This is a genomic window from Paucibacter sp. DJ2R-2 (assembly GCF_025717675.1).
Classification (GTDB): domain Bacteria; phylum Pseudomonadota; class Gammaproteobacteria; order Burkholderiales; family Burkholderiaceae_C; genus Paucibacter_A.
In genome coordinates this window covers 96,891-118,406 of the sequence record NZ_JAJIRT010000002.1, presented here as the reverse complement: position 1 = coordinate 118,406, position 21,516 = coordinate 96,891, and the positions used below count along the sequence as shown (strand labels likewise).

21 protein-coding genes and 1 pseudogene are annotated in these 21,516 nt (G+C 61.1%); 9 read left to right on the top strand and 13 right to left on the bottom strand.

Translation table 11 applies throughout. The annotated features are described in order from the left end of the window. Positions 1–5 precede the first annotated feature (5 nt). The 4 genes from LNV28_RS07695 to LNV28_RS07680 are packed head-to-tail and all read left to right on the top strand — an operon-like array spanning position 6 to position 5,007. Positions 6–632 carry a HEPN domain-containing protein gene (locus LNV28_RS07695; RefSeq protein WP_263568776.1) on the top strand — a complete coding sequence of 209 codons (627 nt, stop codon included), beginning with the start codon at positions 6–8 and terminating at the stop codon, positions 630–632. A 16-nt stretch (positions 633–648) separates the two neighbouring features. Continuing rightward, the gene (locus LNV28_RS07690) at positions 649–1,197 is read left to right on the top strand and encodes a hypothetical protein (RefSeq protein WP_263568775.1); all 549 of its coding nucleotides are present in this window, start codon (positions 649–651) and stop codon (positions 1,195–1,197) included. After that, positions 1,184–1,867, top strand: coding sequence for a hypothetical protein (locus tag LNV28_RS07685; protein WP_263568774.1), 684 nt, complete (start codon positions 1,184–1,186; stop codon positions 1,865–1,867). The genes LNV28_RS07690 and LNV28_RS07685 overlap by 14 nt, the downstream gene beginning before the upstream one ends. Continuing rightward, positions 1,864–5,007, top strand: a complete 3,144-nt coding sequence (locus tag LNV28_RS07680; RefSeq protein ID WP_263568773.1) for a type I restriction endonuclease subunit R — start codon at positions 1,864–1,866, stop codon at positions 5,005–5,007. Before LNV28_RS07685 ends, LNV28_RS07680 begins: the two co-directional genes overlap by 4 nt. Positions 5,008–5,251: 244 nt before the next feature. Here the strand turns inward: LNV28_RS07680 and LNV28_RS07675 are convergent, their stop codons facing one another. The 3 genes from LNV28_RS07675 to LNV28_RS07665 are packed head-to-tail and all read right to left on the bottom strand — an operon-like array spanning position 5,252 to position 7,054. Beyond that, entirely contained in the window at positions 5,252–6,016 is a 765-nt protein-coding gene (locus LNV28_RS07675) for an ImmA/IrrE family metallo-endopeptidase (RefSeq protein WP_263568772.1), read from the bottom strand. Then, a complete protein-coding gene (locus LNV28_RS07670; RefSeq protein WP_263568771.1) occupies positions 6,003–6,410 on the bottom strand; it encodes a hypothetical protein in 408 nt (135 codons plus the stop codon). Before LNV28_RS07670 ends, LNV28_RS07675 begins: the two co-directional genes overlap by 14 nt. Then, positions 6,407–7,054, bottom strand: a complete 648-nt coding sequence (locus LNV28_RS07665) for a hypothetical protein (protein ID WP_263568770.1) — start codon at positions 7,052–7,054, stop codon at positions 6,407–6,409. Before LNV28_RS07665 ends, LNV28_RS07670 begins: the two co-directional genes overlap by 4 nt. A gap of 131 nt (positions 7,055–7,185) precedes the next feature. Here LNV28_RS07665 and LNV28_RS07660 point away from each other — a divergent pair, with 131 nt between their 5' ends. Next, positions 7,186–7,410: a DUF2188 domain-containing protein gene (locus LNV28_RS07660; protein WP_263568769.1), complete on the top strand. Its 225-nt coding sequence runs from the start codon at positions 7,186–7,188 to the stop codon at positions 7,408–7,410. Between the two features lie 94 nt (positions 7,411–7,504). Then, a complete protein-coding gene (locus LNV28_RS07655) occupies positions 7,505–7,741 on the top strand; it encodes a hypothetical protein (RefSeq protein ID WP_263568768.1) in 237 nt (78 codons plus the stop codon). A 936-nt stretch (positions 7,742–8,677) separates the two neighbouring features. Here the strand turns inward: LNV28_RS07655 and LNV28_RS07645 are convergent. Together LNV28_RS07645 and LNV28_RS07640 are read right to left on the bottom strand one after the other, a co-directional pair. Further along, positions 8,678–8,927 (bottom strand): annotated as a pseudogene (locus LNV28_RS07645) (integrase catalytic domain-containing protein); the annotation flags it as partial. A gap of 11 nt (positions 8,928–8,938) precedes the next feature. Continuing rightward, on the bottom strand, positions 8,939–9,679 hold the full coding sequence (locus LNV28_RS07640) for a hypothetical protein (RefSeq protein ID WP_263568767.1): 741 nt from the start codon (positions 9,677–9,679) through the stop codon (positions 8,939–8,941). Between the two features lie 67 nt (positions 9,680–9,746). Between LNV28_RS07640 and LNV28_RS07635 the strand changes: the two genes are divergently transcribed. Beyond that, complete coding sequence (locus LNV28_RS07635; RefSeq protein WP_263568766.1) at positions 9,747–10,799, top strand: Fe(II)-2OG oxygenase family protein; 1,053 nt, start codon at positions 9,747–9,749, stop codon at positions 10,797–10,799. Positions 10,800–11,624: 825 nt separating this feature from the next. On the opposite strand, the gene LNV28_RS07630 is transcribed toward LNV28_RS07635, so the two are convergent. Beyond that, on the bottom strand, positions 11,625–13,058 hold the full coding sequence (locus tag LNV28_RS07630) for a tyrosine-type recombinase/integrase (protein WP_263568765.1): 1,434 nt from the start codon (positions 13,056–13,058) through the stop codon (positions 11,625–11,627). Between the two features lie 586 nt (positions 13,059–13,644). On the opposite strand from LNV28_RS07630, the gene LNV28_RS07625 reads away from it, so the two are divergent. Continuing rightward, the gene (locus tag LNV28_RS07625; RefSeq protein ID WP_263518286.1) at positions 13,645–14,142 is read left to right on the top strand and encodes an SRPBCC family protein; all 498 of its coding nucleotides are present in this window, start codon (positions 13,645–13,647) and stop codon (positions 14,140–14,142) included. A 33-nt stretch (positions 14,143–14,175) separates the two neighbouring features. On the opposite strand, the gene LNV28_RS07620 is transcribed toward LNV28_RS07625, so the two are convergent. From LNV28_RS07620 to LNV28_RS07590, 7 genes are all read right to left on the bottom strand, one after another. After that, a complete protein-coding gene (locus tag LNV28_RS07620; protein ID WP_263518285.1) occupies positions 14,176–15,108 on the bottom strand; it encodes a cupin domain-containing protein in 933 nt (310 codons plus the stop codon). A gap of 18 nt (positions 15,109–15,126) precedes the next feature. After that, positions 15,127–15,825, bottom strand: a complete 699-nt coding sequence (locus LNV28_RS07615) for a sigma-70 family RNA polymerase sigma factor (RefSeq protein ID WP_263518283.1) — start codon at positions 15,823–15,825, stop codon at positions 15,127–15,129. Between the two features lie 374 nt (positions 15,826–16,199). Continuing rightward, positions 16,200–17,336 carry a HupE/UreJ family protein gene (locus tag LNV28_RS07610; RefSeq protein WP_263518281.1) on the bottom strand — a complete coding sequence of 379 codons (1,137 nt, stop codon included), beginning with the start codon at positions 17,334–17,336 and terminating at the stop codon, positions 16,200–16,202. Continuing rightward, entirely contained in the window at positions 17,333–18,538 is a 1,206-nt protein-coding gene (locus LNV28_RS07605) for a hypothetical protein (protein ID WP_263518279.1), read from the bottom strand. Before LNV28_RS07605 ends, LNV28_RS07610 begins: the two co-directional genes overlap by 4 nt. 65 nt (positions 18,539–18,603) lie before the next feature. After that, positions 18,604–18,882 (bottom strand): hypothetical protein, encoded by a 279-nt coding sequence (locus tag LNV28_RS07600; protein ID WP_263518278.1) that lies wholly within the window; start codon positions 18,880–18,882, stop codon positions 18,604–18,606. Positions 18,883–18,900: 18 nt separating this feature from the next. Continuing rightward, positions 18,901–20,457, bottom strand: a complete 1,557-nt coding sequence (locus tag LNV28_RS07595; protein ID WP_263518276.1) for a DUF4331 domain-containing protein — start codon at positions 20,455–20,457, stop codon at positions 18,901–18,903. A 199-nt stretch (positions 20,458–20,656) separates the two neighbouring features. Continuing rightward, a complete protein-coding gene (locus LNV28_RS07590) occupies positions 20,657–21,076 on the bottom strand; it encodes a hypothetical protein (RefSeq protein WP_263568764.1) in 420 nt (139 codons plus the stop codon). Positions 21,077–21,147: 71 nt separating this feature from the next. On the opposite strand from LNV28_RS07590, the gene LNV28_RS07585 reads away from it, so the two are divergent. After that, a complete protein-coding gene (locus LNV28_RS07585; protein ID WP_263518273.1) occupies positions 21,148–21,516 on the top strand; it encodes a MerR family transcriptional regulator in 369 nt (122 codons plus the stop codon).

The following is a 21,516-nucleotide window of genomic DNA, read 5'->3' as shown; positions in this document are numbered from 1 at the left end:
CGCATATGCAGAAGCCCGTCACCCATGCTCCCCTCTTCGTGGAGCTTTCCGAGGAGCACCAGCGGGAAGATGCCTATTCGGGGCCGCACGGATTCGTCTTCGGCGGGGAATTCATTCCGACCAAGCTAGAAATGGCCGAGCAATACCTGCACGCGGCCAACATTCTTGCTGACACCATCAAGCGCCAGGAGCAGGAAGATTTCCGGCTCGCGAATCCCGTGCTGTTCCTGTACAGGCATGCGCTTGAGCTGGTCCTGAAGGCGCTGCTGCGAACCAATAGCACCCACCACAGGCTCGATGCGCTGGCCGCGGACCTGAAAACCTTTGCCCGCCAGAAGTACCAGCAGGAGGTTCCGAGTTGGATTACTTCCCGCCTGGCTGAGATTGCTGCGCTCGACCCGAACTCGATGGCCTTCCGATACGGCGAGGAAAAGTACGGGGGAAGCAAGGAGTTTTCTCCAGTGCCCGGCGAGACCTATGTGAGTGTGGGCTACCTGCAAAAGTCAGTCAATGAGCTCTTTTCTGCCTTGGCCGACGCCGCCGGGAGGATAGGGCCGGCGCCTGAAGTTGTCACTCCTCCGCCCGGCTTGTCAAAACCCGCGCCATCAGCGATATTCGTAATTCGCGAATAGCGAATATGGCGATGCGATGGAACTTAAACCCCAAGACCTGCTGGTGCTGCTGAAGGTGGCGGCACACCCGCCGCAGCGCTGGACCTATGCAGCGTTGGGCGAAGCACTGTCCATCAGTGCCTCGGAGGCGCACGCGAGCGTGAAACGCGCGGTGGCGTCCGGTCTGGCGGTGGCACCGGGGCGCGGCGAGTGGTCGCCGGTGCGCCCCAGCCTACTGGAATTCGTCCTGCACGGTGCACGCTACATCTGGCCGGCCACGCAGGGCCCGATCAAGCGCGGCGTGCCGACTGCTTTTGGTGCCGAGCCCCTGGCCAGCCAGTTGACGGTGGCTGCAGGCGAAGCGCCGGTCTGGGCGCACTCCACAGGCAGCGCCAAGGGCCCTACGCTCTCGCCCCTGTACCGGACTGCGCCACTGGCGGCCCTTGCCGACCCGGCCCTGCATCGCTTGCTGGCCCTGCTGGATGGCTTGCGCATCGGGCGTGCGCGCGAGCGTGGCTTGGCCGCCAAGTTGATGGAAGTCGAACTGATGCGCTTCGAATCTGGAGGTGCTGATGCGAGCAGATGACCCCAACCTGCCTTATCTGCGCCACATCGCCGAGGCGCTGGGCGAGTTGCGCGAGCAGGTGGTCTTCGTGGGCGGCGCCGTGGCCGGCCTGCTGGTGACCGACCCACTGGCCGACCCCGTGCGTGCCACCCGCGATGTGGATGCGGTGGTGAATGCCAGCCGCGCCATGTTCCATCGCATCGAAGCCCAGGTGGCAGAGCGCGGTTTCGCGCGCGACGTGAGCAGCGATGTGATTTGCCGCTGGGTGCACAAGGCCTCGGGCGTGCTCTTCGACCTGATGCCGGTGCAGCCCGAGGTGCTCGGATTTTCCAACCGCTGGTATCCGTATGCGGTGGAAACCGCCGTGCTGATGGACCTGGGTGAGGGCGTGGCGGTCCGGCTGGTGAGCGCGGTGGCCTTTGTGGCGACGAAGCTGGAGGCCTTCGCCGGCCGGGGTGGCGGCGACTTTCTTAGCAGCCACGACCTGGAAGACGTGTTGAACATCGTCGATGGGCGCGAGGAACTGGCCGAAGAGTTGGCTGTTGCACCCGCCGAGTTAAGGCAGGCCGTGGCCGCGGCCTTCAAGCCTTTGCTGTCACACCAGGATTTTGTGAACGTGTTGCCAGGCCTGATTGCCGAGCCGGAGCGCGCCAGTCTCGTGATGGACCGCCTGAGGGCGCTGAGTCGATGATGAACCTGCACCAAGAACACCATTTTGAGCGCGAGATCTGCACCCACTTGGCTGCGAACGGTTGGCTCTATGCCGAGGGTGATTCCGCCCTTTTCAACCGTACGCACGGCTTGTTCATGCCCGATCTACTGGCCTGGGTCGAAGCCACTCAGCCCGACAGCTGGCAGCGCTTGACCAAGACCCACGGCGCATCCCTGCCTCATGTGCTGGCCGAACGGGTGCGTAAGAGCCTGAACCTTCCCGACCGTGGCACCTTGGACGTGCTACGGCGCGGCGTGGAAATGCTGGGCCTGAAGGAGCCGCTGATGCTGGCTCAATTCAAGCCGGCCTTGGCCATCAACCCCGCCATCCAGGCCAACTACGCGGCCAACCGGCTACGCGTGGTGCGGCAAGTCTGCCACTCGCCAAACAACCCGAAGGAAGAGCTTGACCTGGTGCTGTTCCTGAACGGCATCCCGGTGGCCACCGTCGAGCTGAAGAGCGACTTCACGCAGAGCGTGGGTGATGCGGTGGACCAGTACCGTTTCGACCGGCATCCGCAGCCCAAGGGCGGGGTGCAGGAGCCGCTGCTGGGCTTCCCAGGTGGAGCGCTGGTGCACTTCGCAGTCAGTCAGTCGGAAGTGATGATGACGACGCGGCTGGCCGGGCCGGCAACCAACTTCCTACCCTTCAACCGTGGGAATGCTGGCGGCGCCGGCAACGCCCCGAATCTTGATGGCTTTGCCTCGGCCTACCTGTGGGAAGAGGTCTGGGGCCGAGAGAGCTGGCTGGACATCCTGCATCGCTATCTCATCGGCAAACGCGACGACAAGAAGCAGCTCAAGAGCGTCATCTTCCCGCGCTATCACCAGCTCGACGCCACGCGCAGGCTGGTGGCCGATGTTCTCACTCAGGGGGCCGGCCAGCGCTACCTGATTCAGCACTCGGCCGGTTCAGGCAAGACCAACTCGATTGCCTGGACGGCTCACTTCCTGGCCGACCTGCACGACGCTGAACACAAGAAGATGTTCGACAGCGTGCTGGTGGTGAGCGACCGCAATGTGTTGGATGCGCAGTTGCAGGAAGCCATCTTCGACTTCGAGCGCACCACAGGCGTGGTGGCCAGCATCACGAACGAGTCGGGCAGCAAGAGTGGGCAGTTGGGCCAGGCGCTCAAGGACGGCAAGAAAATCATTGTCTGCACCATCCAGACCTTCCCCTTCGCCTTGCAAGCGGTGCAGGAACTGGCGGCCACTGAGGGCAAGCGCTTCGCGGTGATTGCCGATGAGGCGCACAGTTCGCAGAGCGGCGAGGCAGCGGCCAAGCTCAAGCAGCTGCTGTCGGCCCAGGAATGGGCGGAATTGCAGGATGGCGGCGAGGTCGACACGGAGATTCTGCTGGCGGCGCAGATGGCGGCGCGGGCCGGTGACAGCGCCGGCGCCAAGGGCCTGACCTATGTGGCCTTCACGGCCACGCCCAAGCAGAAGACCTTGGAGCTGTTCGGGCGGCCCGGGGCCGATGGCCTGCCGCAGCCCTTCCATGTCTACTCGATGCGCCAGGCCATCGAGGAGGGCTTCATTCTCGACGTGCTCAAGAACTACACCAACTACAAGCTGGCGTTCAAGCTGGCGCACAACGGCCAGGAATACGACGAAAGCCAGGTCGAACGCAGCGCGGCGATGAAGGGCATCATGCAGTGGGTTCGCCTGCACCCGTACAACATCGCCAGCAAGGTGCAGGTGGTTGTCGAGCATTACCGCGAGAACGTGCAGCCGCTACTGCAGGGCCGCGCCAAAGCCATGGTGGTGGTGGGCTCTCGCCGCGAGGCCGTGCGCTGGCAGAAGGCCATACGCGCCTACATCGAAAAGCAGAACTACCCGCTCGGCGTGATGGTGGCCTTCTCGGGGGAGGTGAACGACCCGGAGAGTTATCCGCAGGCCGTCACCGAGACCAGCAAGGACCTAAACCCGGGGCTGAAGGGCCGCGATATCCGCGATGCCTTCGCTGAACCCGACTACCACTTGCTGCTGGTGGCCAATAAGTTCCAGACAGGTTTCGACCAGCCACTGCTGTGCGGCATGTACGTGGACAAAATGCTGGGCGGCATCCAGGCGGTACAGACGCTCTCGCGCCTGAATCGCGCCTTTGAGGCGGGTGGAGTGAAGAAGGACTGCACTTACATCCTCGACTTCGTCAACGAGCCGGCAGAAATCCTGAAGGCCTTCAAGACCTATTTCGAGACCGCCGAGTTGGAGGCAGCGACTGACCCGCATCTTGTCTACGACCTGCGCGCCAAGCTCGATGCCAGCGGCAACTACGACGACTTCGAGGTCGAGCGCGTGGCCAAAGTGGACCTTGACCCCAAGGGCACTCAAAAGGCGCTGGATGCGGCGATTGCGCCGGTGGCCGACCGCCTGCTCAAACGCTACAAAGTCGCACAGCAGGGCAAGGTCGCTGCCGATGCAGAGCAGGACGGTAAGGCCAGCCAGGCAGCCAAGGACATGCTCGATGCCCTGCTGCTGTTCAAGAGCGATATGGGCGCCTATGCGCGGCTCTATGCCTTTCTGAGCCAAATCTTTGACTACGGAAACACCGGCATCGAGAAGCGGTTCCTATTTTTCAAGCGCCTCATCCCACTGCTGGACTTTGGCCGCGAGCGAGACACGGTGGATTTGAGTAAGGTGGTTTTGACTCACCACACGCTGAAGAAAACTGGCAATCAGCCGTTGAACTTGAACGCGGAAGGTAGCTACAAGCTGCCACCGATGGACGCTGTAGGTAGTGGCTCGGTGCAAGAGAAGCAGCAGGCCTACTTGGGCGAAATCATCAAGAAGGTGAACGGGCTGTTCGAAGGCGAGCTGAGCGACGACGACCAACTGGTCTATGTGAACGGCGTACTCAGGGGCAAGCTGCTGGAGAACGACACCCTGGTGCAGCAGGCTGGCAGCAATACCAAGGAACAGTTCGCGAACTCGCCCGACCTGGGTAAGGCACTGATGGACGCCATCATCGACGCCTTCGAGGCCCATCAGTCCATGAGCACGCAGGCCCTAGGCTCGGAGCGTGTGCGCGATGGGCTAAAAGACATCCTGCTCGGTCCGGCTCAGCTCTATGAAGCGCTGCGGGCGCGTTCGGAAAGTGCGCACTCCGCACGACCGTGAGTAGCACCTGAGCCCCTGCGAAGTGCTGTCGGACAATTGGAAGAACTGCCAGAATTTGGCGGGGCTCTCTGCTCAAGCGCCGAAGCGCAGTGACGGATAACGCTGCCATCGCGCCTCGATTCATTGAACGGAAAAGCCGCAAAAAAGCTTCCCCACCTCTAAAGCGGCAAGGGTTGGCTTGATGCTCGTGTTCAGGCCCGTCAGCGCCGTGCTGCGGTCGTCGATGGTTTGGCGGGATAGCCTGTTATGCGATCGTGAGCATGCTCAACACCAGACCCTCAGGAAGCGCAATCGACTGCGACCAGACTTCCATTCGATAGGTCCCCGGTCCGCTGATCCACCGCGAGGCACTCTCTCTCGCCGGTCGGCCTAGGCCTTTGGCGGAGCCGAACGCCATTTCGAATGCGATCGTGTCTTGGTGCAACTCGTTGAGGATGTAAAGGTCAGTTGAAAAATCACGGCTTCGCCTAGACCACTTCAGCCGTCGCTGATCGTGGCAGGTGATGGCGGTCGGTACTTTGGCACGGTGGAGCAATTTCAACGCGGAAGCGGTCAGACTGGCTTGAAACTCGCCACCCATTGCTTTCGCGAGATCGAGACTGGGCTTGCGATCCGCCACCCATGGCCAGACCAGATAGTCGGGAAGGATCAACTGACTGGCGAAGTTGTTGGCGTCAGCTTCTATGGACTTGGCTTCAGCATTCTGAGGCCCAATGTCAGTGCTAGAGCACTTGAATGATGTCCTCTGGGCATCTTGCATCCAGTGGGCCAGCTCATGCCCTAAAGAGAATCGCCTTCTTCCGAGGTTGTCGTCCATAGCAACGCTGATGACCGCACGATCACCGGCGGCCACAAGGCGAGCCGCACAACCATCGAGCTTTCTATAGACGACGTAAGCGCCCCTGGCGCTGGCAATGGCCTCTAGATCAATGTGCTCGGGCTTCCTGACGCCATGCCCCCAAAGCAAGCGCTCTGGGCGGCTGAGTTTGTGGATATCAACGGCCATCATCGGCCTCTGGAATCTTGCCCATCAGCACAAGATCGTCATACAGCGTTTCTAGGTCAGCATCGGTCTGGCGCCTTCCTTCTCGAAATGCGGTCGCCAACTGTGGTTCGGCCGCGAAAGCTTGAGCGACACGCTCCTTAATGCGCTCCAGCGCAGGCCTCAGCACCTTGTTGGGGACAGATCGCTCCTTCATGGCAACTTTGGCGGCCGCGGCATGTTGACGGAGGCTCTGTGCCAGAACTTTATCGAGACTTAGCGCGATGCTGGCTGCCAGCTGATCGGGATCGATGCCTTCTGCGGTGAGCTCCACCCGAATGTCTTCGTCAGACGCGGCTTCGAGGTCTTTGAGCGCCAGCGCTCGAACTGCCGCGAGCGTCTTCTGAGATTCGTTGGTCATCGCTGTCTCCTCCCTGGCATCAATCTATCCACCTGCCTTCTCAGCCTCCGCCGCGCCGTGTCGTAAGTCCTTTGATCGAGATCGAACAAAGTGAGCACCTCAGCTACAGGCATTGCTGCCTTCTCGCCCTCGATGACCGCCAGCACCTCTTGATCATCTTTAAAGTGGGCCTCAATGACGTGTACGTCGGCGCGAGCCCGTTGCTGCCTGCCATCCGTTTCTTCCAGCTCAATGGCTTGTTCCACGACGTCAGCGTTCCAGCGACCAGTCCGGTGGAGCACGATGTCCACGTCCCCGGCTTCGCCCGCCAATGCCTCCAATCGGTCTGTCTGGATTTGACCCATCGACTCACGGGATGCATCAGCGATGCTATCCATGCAGCCGGACAAAAAAGCTGGAAACGCCACCCTGTCCAAAGGCCAAGGTCTTCCGCGCTCTCTCTCCTGCTTTGATCCGCTTGCGGCGATGAAGGCGCGCTTGATTGCCTCATTGAATAACTCCTGGGGATCCGTGTATTCGGTGCCCCATACAAGCAGGCGGGCTCTTGCGAATAGGCGTAGCCGCTCGGCGGCAGTCAGCGTCATCAGCGCATTGGATAGCTCATCAACACTGGCATGGCGTTCTGAAGTCGGTTTCGATGGCACGGCTCCTCCCTGGGCATTTATGTGTGCGTTCGTCATTCTCCACGCGGACAGCGATCAGGCTGTTGTCCGCGCTGAATTTGGTGACCGCACACCTATGTAGCGGCAATCACGCCGCCACAAGGAGCTTTGATATGAGCAAACGCAATCAACATGTCGTCCCCCGTGACGATGGATGGGCGGTCCGGGGTGCTGGTGCCCAACGCGACACCCAACTTTTCGACCGCAAGCAAGACGCGGTGGATCGCGCCCGGGAAATCTCGCAGAACCAAAAGTCTGAACTGGTGGTCCATGGACAGAACGGACAGATTCAGTACAAGGACAGCCACGGCAAGGATCCATTTCCGCCGAAAGGCTGATGCCGCAGAAGGCCGGAAGCACCGAAAAATATGCCCAAGGTGGTTCACGGCTTCCCAGAGCCACCATCCCCTTCATCCCTGAAAGGAGCCTGACTTGGCCCAGTACAAGCATGGTCAATTTCTGACCCAATCACAGCACGCAGCATTTGACACTCTTCATCCCCCGGGATCCACCGCTCCTAACGCCGGCATCTATCGCTGCGCAGGGTGCGGTGATGAGATCGGGATCGCGAAGGGGCATACCTTGCCGCCGCAGAACCATCATCAGCACGGCTCCGGCCAGGGGGCCATCCGGTGGCAACTGCTGGTCTTCGCCGTTCAGCGAGGGTGATCAATTGCGCCGGATCTTGAACGGTCGGGGACCAAGATCGGCGGTCGGACTAGAAGTGGGTCATCTGGTGAGCCACTTGCAACTGATGATCTGGAAGTAAGAAGCGAAACCGCAATTCAGGGAGACTGATAGATGATGTCCAATCTCATGCCAATTCAATCTCGGCTCCGGGGGCTGAGCGCTTTAGAAACCAACCTCTGGAAAGCATTCAAGGGTGCCGAGGAAAAATACATACCTTCGACGCTCAACCCTTGGTCGGTCACCGCAAACTTCCTGCGGTTGAGGCGACAAGGATACCTCCGGTTGTACGAGTTTTATCCGCTGTACGGGGTCATCGCGATCAGCGCAGCCACTGCTGCAGTTCGCGGCAATCACTGGATGTTTGCCGTTTACATCGCAGCGCTCCTACCCATGTTCGTATTCCTTGGCAAGTACATCAAACAGTTTGCCTTTGAGAAGACCAACATATTGGGCCTGGATCGCCTCAGCTTTGGCGTGGCTAACTTGCCTTTGTTGGTATACGGAATGGCCAGGATCGTCTCGGAAAAGCTCGAGCCAGTGAAGGACGTCGTACCGGCACCGCTAACGAAGGAAAACCTTGCTTCGATTGCCAAACTGGTCAAGGGCGGACATGAACACGGCGAAGTTGGCTACGGTCTTGACGATGTGCTCAGGAAGTGGGTGTTTGGCGGTATCGCCTCTGCAGCGGTTTACGCCTCAACTAAGGCAGGTGAGGTGGCACCCTTGGTTGACAAGCTGCGTCACCTTGCCGCGAACGACGCTGGGATTTCTGCCGCTGCAGTAACGCTCTGCTTCGTCGGCACCTACTTTCTGTACCAGCTAATCTTTTCTCCTGCCAATGAGAAGCGTCGTAGGCGTCGCTACTTGCTGGCGCTCAACGCCATGCAGGAGTCCTTGCCTGTTGCCGTTAGCAGGGATCTTGAAGTGCCGCACGCCATGGGACTGCGCCCAGGCAATGAAGGCTCGACAGGTGAACCCCGGCCCGTTGTCGGTTCGCACCGCCATCGGGTAGACGCTGAAGTGGTCAACCAGATCCAGTAACAGCGTCACGTATTGACCTGAGATGCCGTAGTCCACGGCAATGTCCACGTACTCGTGCGTGAGAAGTGTTGCGTCGGCCGTTGGCAAGGCTGTCAGAAACGAAGTCCATGCTCCACACCTCATTGAGGCGGCTGGCTACGCTTCCTTGTAGGAGAGGCACCAGCAGGCCAAGGCAGACTGAGAGATGCCTCTTTCTCTTGCGATAACTACGGCCCTAACGTATGTGTTGCGAGCTACGCGTAGTGACCATTGAATCGTCTCCACTGAAGAATATCTTCCGTAGTAGTCCTCAAAGTCTTTAGAGACGACAGCCGACGACTCTTCCCATAGGCGATCTTCTAGTATTTGAAATCCCCGTTCAAATGCCCTCCGAGCTGCTTCTGCCAAGGGTATGCCTAGCTTCTGCGCCTCGTGTCCGATAAGTTCCCGGAGCTCTTTTGACGATGTAACACCGATCGTGCTTTGCGCTGACTTCGTACGAACCTTCTCAGACTTGTTGTCGGGAGACGCAGCAGCCTCCAGTCGCTCCGCCATTTGTGCGAGGTTGAGCCGTTTATCGTCGTCATTTAATGCGTTCACTAAACGTACAACGCTGTTCTTGAGCTGCAAACTACCTGGCAGATGCATCTTTGAAGTCACGCGCCCCACGGGCGCAGCTGACTCTGGGACCAGGATGGTTACGCGCAAAAAGCCGCTTTCACGCGCAACTTCAACTTGGGCGCTACTCTTCTTATGCGGCAGCACGTTTTTCGCGGCATGTCTCTTCTCTTCGAGGTAGTGCTTCTTCGACTGCAGATGAGTGCTTTGGATGGCATGTTGTTCTGCCTTGCGCTTCTGAGCCGTTCTCGGACTAACTCGTGGTGCTACGAGCGTCATAATTTCCCCTTGATGTGTGCGACAGCGTCGCATAGCGAATGTAGGTGCGTATCAACTACATATCAACATGAAAATACAGGGGGTCTTTGTGGTAGATGCGACGGAGTTGGCTGATGGCGTGCGTTTGTGCGCCGCTAGGGCGGTTGATGCGGAGGGCTTGGAGCAAATTGCAAGGCAGCTTGAAGCACCGCAGGAACTTGCAAGCAGGCTTCAGCCTGGACTGGTGTCGGAATTGGCCGCTAGAGGCATCTCGGCAAATGAAGTAAGCCGCCATGCTAGGGACTTTCCGTATCTACACCTGAAGGGCGTCTTCGATCCTGCCGACCTTCCCGATACGCCATTGAACTGGACGCCGATTCCCGATACGCGGGGGACCTTGACACTCCGAGTTGCCATCCTCCTCCTCAGTCGATTGAGCGGTATGGAGCTTGTCTCTTATAAGTCCGAGAACGGCGGGGCATTGTTTGTGAACCTCGTCACTTTGGACGGACAGGGCGCTATGGCGGAGAAGTCCAAAGGGCCGATGAAGGGCCATACAGACGCTGCGAGTTTTCCCTTCCGAGGGACGAACGATCCTTCTGACGAACGAATCGCCCCATCGCCCGATGTCGTATTTCTGGCGGCACTGCGGAACCAGGATGGCGTCCCAACTACTGTCATGCCATTGCATGGCATCCTTGGAGGTCTAACAGCAGCGCAGATCGAAGTGCTGAAGGGGGATCGAGTGACACTTCTTGCCCAGCGGTCGTTCCAGCGCGGTACACGGGAGATCCTCGGGGAAGCACACGTGCTGTACAACTCGCATGTGCTGCATGAAAGCGACGAGGGAACCTGGGTTCGGTACTCCCATTCGAATAACGTTGTCGACTCCGAAGACGTCGAAATTGTTTCAGCCAAGGAGCGCTTTGAGCAAACTTGCTTGCTCTGCGCACAGCAAGTTGTTCTTCAGCCTGGCGATGTGCTGCTGGTGAATAACCGCAAGGCTCTGCATGGGCGCGCGCCAGTTGGAGAGGCGAATGGTGGTACCAGTCGATGGTTGGTACGTGGCTACGGCTTGGACACGACCGGGCTTGAGGCGGGGCGCCGCTACGAAGGTACACCGTACATGTTGTATCCATGACGAGCTATTGCTCCTGGCGGTTTGCAGACTGTGGCACTCAAAGAGGCACGGCTTAGGAAACCGGTTGCGGCTCGATGAACAGTTAGGACGTCTCGCAGTCTGATCTGCGCGTTCGAACGGTGAGCCTGGGTTCCAGGGGAACTTCTGATGGTTGGTGAATGTTGCAGCCTAAATCCACACAGCTGGGTGAGTTGCCTCAGCTTTGTCGGTCTTTTTACTCCGAACAGTCCAGATTCGGCGCTTGGCAATAGGTGCGGTCGCGAATTCAACCTTTGAACTGGGAACAGTCGACGCCTTCGAGTCGCGTTGGAAAGACCGCGGAGGCGTTTGCATAGTTGGATCTCTGTGCATTCGTGCCAGGGACGTTCGGCGCAGATTCTGAATGATGGCGTAGTACGTTAGCCCGACGTGTTGAGGTCATGCCTCTGAACGCTTGGCCACGATTCACCCGTAATCTTCCGCCGCTTTACGGTCGAACTGGTGAATCCGCGAGAACATGGGTCACGGCGAACTTGAGTACGGGCGACAGCTGCGACAACGCTCTTACCTAGACGAACAATAGGTTGTACGAGGCCGAGGCCAGTAACCGTTGTAGGCTTTGTAGAATCAGGCAGACCGTGGAACTTGTGACGCTGCAATAGGTGGCTTGGTTCCGCCATCTCCGGCGAATGGGGCCGTGGGGTCGCGTACTGTTTTCGGAGTTCGAAGCCACTGAGGAACCCCCGCCCTCTAGCCTCGGAACGGGCGCCTGACTTGAACCAATTGGTCTCCGCAACCCCCTTGGCGATTCGATTCGTCTTCCAAGTTCCCCTCCCTCGCAAACAGTCACCAAGCCGGCTGATTGTTGAGAATGATTTCGATGCGGTGCCCGAGTCCGACCCAGGCCGCTCGCTTTTCTTCGGCATAGTCGTGATGCATGTAGTGCCGGCGTACCCGGCTGCCGGCCAGCACATGGTTCTGGCAACGATCAATGATGTCGGGAAGAACGCCTAGGGCTTGCATCATGGTCGAGGCTGTCCGGCGCAGGTCATGTGGCGTCCATTCGCCTTTGGTTCCCTGAGCCAGCACGAGGCTGTTGTCATTCCGCCTGTTCTTCAATGGGCCACTGCGGTTTTTGAACTGAGTTTGTCTGTCTCCAATCTGCTTGGAGACGCTCTTGACGCAGACATGTTGAGCCGGCGCCTCTCTTTTGGCGGTCCGTGCAGGAAAGCAGTACGGCGTGTCGCCTGTCAGTTCTTTCAGTGCCTTGAATTGTCGGCACGCGAAGTCGGAGAGGTAGACGCGCCAGTCAACGCTGGTCTTGGTGTTGTCTGCAGGCACGAACCATTCGCAGGTATCCAGGTCGACATGCTCCCAGCGGGCCATCAGCAATTCGCCAATGCGGCATGCTGTGCTGAGGCAGATCCAAAGTGCGAGCTGGGTCTCTTTCTTGAGCGGGCGGGCGGTCCCGTATTTCTGCCCGGCAGGCAGGGCTGCATAGACAGTCTCCATGCCTTCAAGGATGTCACGCAACTCCCTCAGTTCCTCTGCGGATAGAACCCGCTCGCGCGGTTTGTCGACGGCAGAGTCGGAAGGGAGAATTTTCTCGATCTCCAGCAACTCAGCGGGGTTGCCGTCTGCCATGAGGCCGCGCCACGGCTTGCGTTTTTCGGCCCAGGCGAACATCTGGACGATGTCGTTGTAGGTGCGTACGGTCTGGCGATGCACGCCGCGTTTCACCATTTGACGAAGCAGGGCGCGCAGGTCGTGCTCAGTGACCTCGCGAACCGGCCTGGCGCCAATGCTGGGCAGGACATCTTTCTCGAAGCTGCGGCGTATCTCCGCGTTACCGTCGGCGCGCGCAACGCCATCGCGTAGCCATGACTCATACATTGCACGCACAGGTTGGTCTTCTGCGTCCTTGCGCGCCACCTCCGCGAGCACTGCTTCGACCTGCGCTTGGGCTTCAATCTTTGACGCTCGTTTGGCATCGGTGGGCCTAACGCCGGATCTCACCAGAGATCGGGCGTGATCGCGCTCCGTTCGTATGGCCTCTAACGTGTTCATCGGCCAGGTGCCGCAATAGTGCCAACTCACCTTGCCCTCCCACTTGAAGGCAAAGCGGAATGCGACGGACACGTCCCCGCCCAAGGACGTTCTTATTTCGCCGCTGAGACCATCTCCGTCGCTCAACGTGTCACCTTTCCATGCGGCGGGAACAGCCTGGAGTTCTTTTGCCGTCCAGCGGCGACCTTTGCCTTGGCGGGGGTAGCGAGTCATTTCGATAGCCTCCAATGGGTAAACCCATGGGTAAACCGGAACGCGGATTTTGACGAATCGCGCTGAACGTCGTTGGATTAACTATCGTATATAACTAATTGATTTTCAAGGGAATTTGTCGTTTGTTGGCGTCCAGGGAAAACCCGGGAAATTCGTGTTTAATAGGATGGGGTGCAAGGGGTCGTGAGTTCGAATCCCACCGTTCCGACCATTGATAAGAAGAGAAATTAAGGACTTAGAAGCGAAAGCCTCTAAGTCCTTTTTCCATTGCGCGTTCGGTTCTCAGTTCCAGCAACAGACTCGTTAACTGAATTCCTTGCCCCTGGGCCTGCAGTCGGGACTGGATCGCCTGGCGGTTCAATCTGGAAATTTGGCAGGCGTGCGGAGCGTCACGTGAACCAAGCCAAGTTGCTTCAACCCAATGTCGGACCGGTGGATCAGTTCTGCGACGGCGCCCATCTGGAGTTTCTAGAGTCCCTGACCTGATCCAAACAGCGCGACGCGGCGTATGCAGAGCATGCTCTCTCAACATCGACGATATTCCCCCAGCGCAGCGGCCCGGTTTGTCCTGATCAGCCGCTGGCGCATGACCTGCTCCAGCCAGCCGGTCTGGGAGTTGCTGACGGATCTGGAGCGCTGGCCCCAATGGTGGTCGCATGTGTCTCAGGTGCGTCTGCTGCAGCGTGCGCCGGTTGGCGAAGCGGGTACGCGTGCGGCCTTCACCTGGCGCAGTCCGATCGGCTATCGCTTCACCATCGATGTACTCAACACCCGTCGTGAACGAGCGGCAGACGGCCACTGCGAGATCGAAGGCCAGTCCAGCGGTGACTTGCTGGGCCAGGGCTTGTGGGTCTTGGATCCTGTGCCTTGCTCCTCCCTGGCGCCTGCTGTGCAAGAGGTCGACGTGACTTACCGTTATGAAGTTGAGTTAGGCCGGCGCTGGATGCGAGTGGCCGCGCCGCTGCTGCGTCTCGTGTTCAAGTGGAGCCATTTCAGGGTGATGGAGGCGGGCGCGCGCGGCATGGCCGCGCAACTCCATTGCCGCAGCAGCAAACCCAAGCATTGGACCGTGGTGCAAAGCTGAATTGACCGGCCTTGGATTCAGCGCGCGGTCCCGTCAATAGCCGGCCCGCATCGCCGGGTCGGCCGCGGCGGGGTCGATCGCACCGCAGAAGTACAGCAAGCAGCCGACATCAGAAAGAAGCCCCTCATGGCCGGTGCCAGCCGGGGCGAACTGGAACTCGCCGGCGCGCAGCAGCACATCACCGAGGAACAAATCACCTTCCAGCATCAGGCATTCCTCGCCCAGGCCATGCGGATGCGCGGGCACGGTGGCGCCCGGCTGGAAGCGCACCAGCATCGAAATCCGCTCGCCCACCACATGCAGCGGCTTGATCTCCACGCCTTGGCGCAGAGGCTGCCAGCCTTGTTCACCGGCGGCGACGCGGTGTGAGGCAGCGGTTTGGCCAAATTCATGGGCGGCCGCCACGGCTTTCTTGCTGCTGCGCCAGTAGAGCAGAGCGCCTGATGTCGAGCTCAGGCCTGCGTCGGCCGGCCAGGGTTCGGCCAAGCCGATCAATTGATAGTCCTGAGCGCTCAAGGTCGGCGTGCCCAGCGCTGCTACATCGAGCCGCAACTCGCCGCTGAGAAGCAGAAGTTCATGCACGGCCAGGTCCGGGCCATGCAGGGCGGCTGCGCCTGCACCCGGGGTCCAAAGGGTGCCGGGAGCCAATTGAATCAAGCTGCTCTGGCCGAGTTCGTCTTGGCGCTGGCCGTACACCCTCACGCCTGGGGCCAGGTCTTGCCAGACGGCATCGGCGAGGCGACGAGTTGTCATGCCCAGGCTGGCGGCAGCGCTTTGTGCCGCGCGCGCCTGCAGTCGTCGGCGCAGGGCTCCGGCCATCTCCGAGGGTGGTTCGATCGGCGTCAGCTCGACGGCCAGCGCGGGCAGCAGGCCGAGGCCCGCGGCGGGCGCCACCCCGGGCAAGGTGCTGGGCTCCAGGGCCAAGTCTGCGGCCAGATCGGAGGTCGTTCGTGAATGAGTGTTCATGTCAATATCTGCTGAAGATCAAGCCGTTGACGTTTGCGGTCCCAGGCATTTGCGCAGAGCCAACAAACCGCGGCGCAGATGGGACTTCACCGTGCCCAGAGGCAGGCCGATCTGGCCGGCGATCTCTTCATGAGTCAGACCCTTGAAGAAGGCCAGCGCCACCAACTGCCTTGGCACGGCTTCCAGTTGCGCCAAGGCTTGGTGCAACTGTTGATGGCTTTGCACCGCTTCCAGCAAATCATGCGGATCGCCTGGGCCGCCACCGCAGCCTGCATCGCTCTGCTCTGCCAAGGCATCCATCGCCTCGCCCAGCGCATCGGCCGACACGGTGTTGGCCAAGACCCGGCGGCGCGCGCGCAAGGCGTCGAGGGCACGGCTGCGCGCGATCGTCAGCAGCCAGGCCAAGGCGCTGCCGCGCTGCGGCTCGAAGCGAGGGGCCTGCCGCCAGACCTGCCAAAAGCAGTCTTCGGTCACTTCTTCGGCAATGGCCGGGTTGCGCACGATGCGAAGGGCCAAGCCATAGACGCGACCCACGCAGGCGCGGTACAGCGCGTCCAAGGCCGCTTCATCCTGGTGCACGATGCGCGCCAGCCAGGCTTGCAATTGGTGCTCGTCCGCACTGGGCTGGGCGCGTATCGGCGCCAAGTCCGTGTCGGCGCGCCCATCCTCCAGCAAGGCCTCGCAGTCTTGCGCTTCGGCCAGATCATCGAATTCCATGGGCTCGACGCCGACGGAGTCCGGAGCTTCAGCTGGACCAGCGAAGTGAGCCATTGCAGTTACCAAGCAAGGTGTTTGCCGAGGCGCAGCGGGCACCTTCCGGAGCAAGGAGAAAAAGCACTTGCCGCCGCATTGTGCCGCCAAGTGGCGAGGGCCTGGCGGGCAATCGCTCGGGCGCGGCGTGATTGGTTTGGACTGGCATAAGGTTTTTGGTTGGAGGCATGGCCCGCCAGTTTGAGAAACTGACGCAGGCGGAGGCGATCTCCTCGTGCTTACGCCGTCCGCGTCGACTTGGATGCAATCCGGCGAAAAAATAGTCATGGCTGCTCTTGCGAGAGCGCCTTGAGCCTGGGAATTGCTTTGGCCCAAGTCACTCAGGCTAGAAGACTGAGGTTCAGGCTGCGCTCCAACAGCCACAGCACTGCCAGGCTGCCGATCAGCGCCGAGCCCGGCCGCACCAAGACTTGGCCGTACAGCGGCTTCTTGCGCAGTGCAATGGCCAGCGGCAAGATCAGCACGACCAGCAGCAGCTGCGCCAATTCAACGCCCAGATTGAAGCCCAGCAGGGGCAGCGCCAGATTGCCGCGCTGCAGGCCCAAAGCTTGCAGCGGCCCGGCAAAACCGAAGCCATGAACCAGGCCGAACACGGCCACCATCAGCCAACGCGGACCGCGCACAAAGGGGCGCAGATTGTCGAGGGCGGCGACCAGCACGCTGGCCGCAATCAAGGACTCGACCCAGCGCGAGGGCGGCGCCAAGACGCCGGCTGCCGCCAAGCCCAAGGTCAGGGAATGCGCCAAGGTGAAGGCGGTCACCAGCTTGAAGGCCTCGCGCCACGCCGAGCTGCTGCTGGACCTGGCCACCCAGGCAGCACCGTCACGGCGCCAAACGGCCACCATCAGCAGACTGACCAGGAACAAGATGTGGTCCAGCCCGACCGAGATGTGGTGCATGCCTTCGACCACGAAGCTGCCCAGCCGGCGCAGTTCATCTTGCGCGCTGGTCTCGAATTGAAAGGTCTTGAGGCCTTGGGCCGGCACCAGCACGGCGCTTTGCTCACCCGAGGGCGACAAGACCCGCGCAATACCGCGATGCTTGGCGTCACTGCCGGCAAACAGCCGGTAGTCCACGCCCAAGCTTTGTACCGGAGCCGCGCATTGCAAAGTCTGCTGCAAGACCGCATAGGCGCCATCGCTGTGTTGATCGAGTTGCGGTGCTGAACTCTTGGCGATCGTGCAGATGTGGCCGTCGGCACTCACCTTGATGCTGTCGGCCACCAGGCGCTCCACATCCGGCCAGCGCTTGCGCAATTCGCCCCAACTGAGGCGTTTGTCGTCGTCGGCATCCAGGTCCAGGTCGCGATCCAGATCTTGCAGGGCGATGTCAACGCGCTGCGAAATCGTGTGGCCGCTCACTTGAAACGTCAGGTAAGCGTCGCTTGACTTGTGCGCTTGTGCGGGTCCGGCCAGGGCCAAGCCCAGGGCAAGCGAGATCGAAATGATGCGCATCATGGCTGTCTGCCTGGCAGATTGGCGGCCCAACGCACATCCACCCAGCCCGCTCGAGCAAGCCCTTGGAGCTCCTGCGCGGCGACAGCGGGCTGACCGGCGGCCAGCGCGGCGCGTTGCAGCAGCAAGGCGTCGGCGGGCTCTTTCTGGTGCGCCCAGTTGCGCAGTGCCAGCTGCAAGGCAGGCTGGGTTTGTCCCATCACTTCAAGCGCCAAGCGCGCCTCTTCGCGGGCGTGGTAGTTCTCGCCGCGCAGGCGAGCGGCTTCGAAGCGGGCCGTCAAGCTCGCCACGATCGCGGGCAGCAAAGGACTTGCTAGTCGTTTCAAGGCGATCGCGCGGCGCAAGAGCAAGGCATCCGACTCGGCGTCGGCGCCTTCGACCACGCGCAACGCTTCGGCGGGGCGGCCCTGCTCGAGCAGGTAGTCGGCGTAGGCGCCACGGGTGTAGATGTCGCCGCCAGAGCTGGCCGCCAGGGCCTCGCGGTAGCGTGAGCCGGCGCTGACGCTGTCGCCCATGCGCTGAGCGAGTTCGGCTCTCAACAGGGACAGCCAGGCATCATCCGGCGACTGCTTGGCCAGTGTGGCAAGTTCAGCAGCCGCTTGCTTGGGTTCACCCGACAGGCTGCGCAGCTCGGCCAGGCAGGCCTGCGCCGGCAGAGCCAAGGCGGCCCCGAGGCTGGCGAAGCGGGCTTCAGTCAAACTCTCACAAGCCTGCCGAGCCATGGCCAATTGGCCGGTCACCTGCAAGACCGAGGCGCGGATCAAGCCGGCCTGCGCCTGTACTTGCAGCGGCAGCTGGCTGGCTTGGGCAAGCAGTCGGTCGAGGTCGCGCAGCGAGCCGGCAAAGTCATGCTGGCTCTGGCGCACGCTGGCGCGCAGCAAGCGCACCTGCGGCGGCGCGTTTTCCTGCCCCCACCAAGGCGCAAGCGCGGCTTCGGCCACACCCAGCTCGCGTGGGTCGCCATGGCTGCGGGCTCGGCCGATGGCCGCTTGCGCTGTGGCCAGAGCCAAACTCAGCTGCTGCGGGCGGCGCGCCAATTCTTGGCGCTGAGCACGAGCACTGGCAGGGAGCCGATTGGGCAGTTCCTGCACGATTTCTTGATCATGGGCCGGCGTGTAGAGGGCGGCCATAGCGGGCTGCTGCAGGAGCAGGGCGCTCAACAGGCTCAACAGGCTCAACAGACGCGGCATGAGTTGGGTCTTCAACTTGAATCCTTGAGGAGGCCGCCGCTGCGCAGATGCACAAGGGCGGCCCCTGGGTCAGACTTGCTTCAGATGTCGGCCGGCTCACTCGTTTCGGACAGCGGCGCCTCGGTGACTTTGTCCAAGCCCAGCGGTTCGGCGACTTCGCTCGGGGCCAGGCCGGCGACGTAGCTTCGATACGCTTCGACCGAGGTGATGGCCGAGCTCGGCACGTCCGTCGCCGGCTCCGGTGGCTGAACGACGGGGGGCGGGGTGGTGGGCGAGGCGTCGTCGTCCCCACCACTGCCGCAGGCCGTGAGGCCCATGGCAGCGAGCAGAACGCTGCACAGCAAGAGTTGCTTGTTCATGGTGTGTGGTCTCGCTGTTTACTTGGTGCCAGGAACCGGCGTATCCAGGTAGGGGAAGCCGCTCAGCAAGGGCACGGTCGCCTGGTCAACGGCGTCATGCAGCTTGAATGAGGTGGCGCCCAGCGGCACAGCGGAAGGTTTGCAAGTGGCGCCGAAACCGAGCTTGTCGGTGTCGCCATTGGCCATGCACAGGCCGCCCATCACGGCCACCAGGGAGATGTCGACCACATCGTCCTTGGGCCGGCGGCCGTTCGGGTAGCCGGCGTTGTCATTGCCTCCGGCGAGGATGTTGCCGACGATGCCGAGACGGTTCTGCTGTGCAAACGCGACCGGCGGGATGGCGGTGTTGAGACGCAGCATCTCAGAAGCGACCACGTTCTTGGGCTGGTTGACACCCTTGATCCCGGTCAGGAAGGTGGTGACCAGATCGCCGCGCGGGAAATTGGTCGGTGCCGTGTTGGGCAGGGCCAGGGCAATTTCCAGCAGCGCCGGCAAGGTCGGGTGGGTCACGTAATCGGCAAACTGAGCGTCTGCACTGGGCTTGGACGCGTTGAATTTGTCCTTGTCCTTGAGGCCGATGACGACCTCATTGACCAGAGGCATGCCCAGGCGCGAGACCTGGACCCAGGCACCGCCGGCCTTCTCGCTGGCCTGATGGCCGGAGCCCGGCTTGCCGTTCAGCAAGCGTGCTTGGCGCATGCTGGCCGTGGTCCAGCCGCCGATCACGTCGTCGCTGCCATTGGTCAAGCAGCTCTTGTGCACTTCCAGGCCCAGGGTGGTGACGTTCTTGTCGTCGATGGTGTTGGGCGCAGCGCCGATCAGGCTGGGGTCGGTGATGACGCTGACGGGTGCGTTCACCAGGTCAAAGATCGTGCCCAGATTCACGGCGAAAGCATCCTTGCGCTGGCCGACGAACAGCTTGGCCGGCATATTGCAGCCAGGGATATTGACCGTGTAGATGTGCTTGGCCGCATAGCCGGCGTAGTCGGCAATCGTCTTCTTGCCGATGTTGTCGACCGGCTTGTCGAAGGTCGTGCTGCCGCTGCTGGCATTGGTGACTGCCTGCGCGGTGCCGCTGCGGCGGTCACCGCGCACCACGGTGACGCTGTAGGTCTCGGCCAATTGCAGATTGGCGTCCTTGACATTGCCGACGCCGCCGAACTGCACCAGCGGGATGTTCACCATCTTGCCGCCCACATTGAGCGCTTGGCCGCTGCCGCCGTTCGACAGGGTGTTCTTGAAGCGGAACTGGAAGGTCAGGTCTTCTTTGGCGTCGCCGTTGTTGTCGATATGAATCTCGTACAGGGCGTTCGGGTCGAGGGCGAAGTAGTTCGGGCCGCCGTAGCCGTCTTGCAGCGGCAAGTAGTTGGCCAGCAGGGTCACATAGTCGCTGCGATTGGCCTCGTAGCTGCGAAACATATAGAAATCGGAACCGTCGACCTTGGGCACGGTGGTGATGAACGGTGCTTCACGATGGCTGGAGGCAAAGGCGGGCGCTGCGGTCAAGCTGGCCAAGGCCAATGAGACGGCCAGGGTCAGGGCACTGAATTTGACAGGGGAGATTGAATGCTTCACGCGAGGACTCCTTGGGGCGATGTGGGGATGGGGCGGCACAGGGATTTGTGTCGTCGTGCCCATCCATACGGCGGACCCGGAGGCCTGGATGCACAAGGCCGCAAAAAATATCGCCTCGCTTCTACGGCGACCGGCGCTGCGCGTGAGCTCAGGGAGCGACAGGCCCTCCATTGCTGATGCTCAGCGCTGGCTTTCTCGTCTAAGCGGCTGCTGTCCTTTCGTCCTCGACCGGCAGGAACTGCAGGATGCCGAACAGCAGCTCAATGGCCGTGAAGGCAAGCACGATCGCGCCGGCGCCGTTCAGGACCGCGTTGATTTGCCAGGTGGCGAACAGCAAGCGCGCCACGCCGTCCAGGCGGCCCAGGCGCACCGCCGGCGACAGGATGCGCGCCAGGGACCAGACGAGCACGACCGAGCCCATGAGGTTGCCGAACAGCACGCTGGTGGCATTCAAAGGGGGCAGGGTGCCGGGCAGCCCGAGCGATTCTGAGAGCGCGCTCAAGCCGCTGTAGAGCAGGGCCAAGGTCCAAGGGGTGGCGAAGGGCCAGGTGACGACGAGGTCGTACCAGGCGCTGGTCTTCATGAGGCTGAGATATCGGGCTTGTTTCACTGGGGTCATCTGAAAAGTTGCTGTGAATGTCAGTGTCAAGCTTGGGCTTAGCTCCAAGGTCAAGCACAATTTCAAGCACCATGCGAATAGGCCAACTTGCAAGCGCCACCGGCGTCAGCCGCGACACCCTGAGGTTTTACGAAGATCAGGGGCTCATCCGTTCGCGCCGCTTGGACAACGGTTACCGTGACTATCCTGATGAGGTTCAAGAGCTCGTCAGCTACATCAAGACCGCGCAGAAGCTCGGCTTCACCTTGGCCGAAGTCGGCAACAAGCTGCCCGCCATCTGGAACGCCCCAGAGCCTGGTCCGGCGATCACCCAGCTGCTCGCGGAGAAGCTTCAGGAAATCGACGAACGCATCGAGGGCCTGCGCGCCCTGCGAGAGCAGTTGGCCGCTCGCATCGCTCTGACCTGCCCCTTGGTGGCCGGAACACCGGCTCAAGTCTGA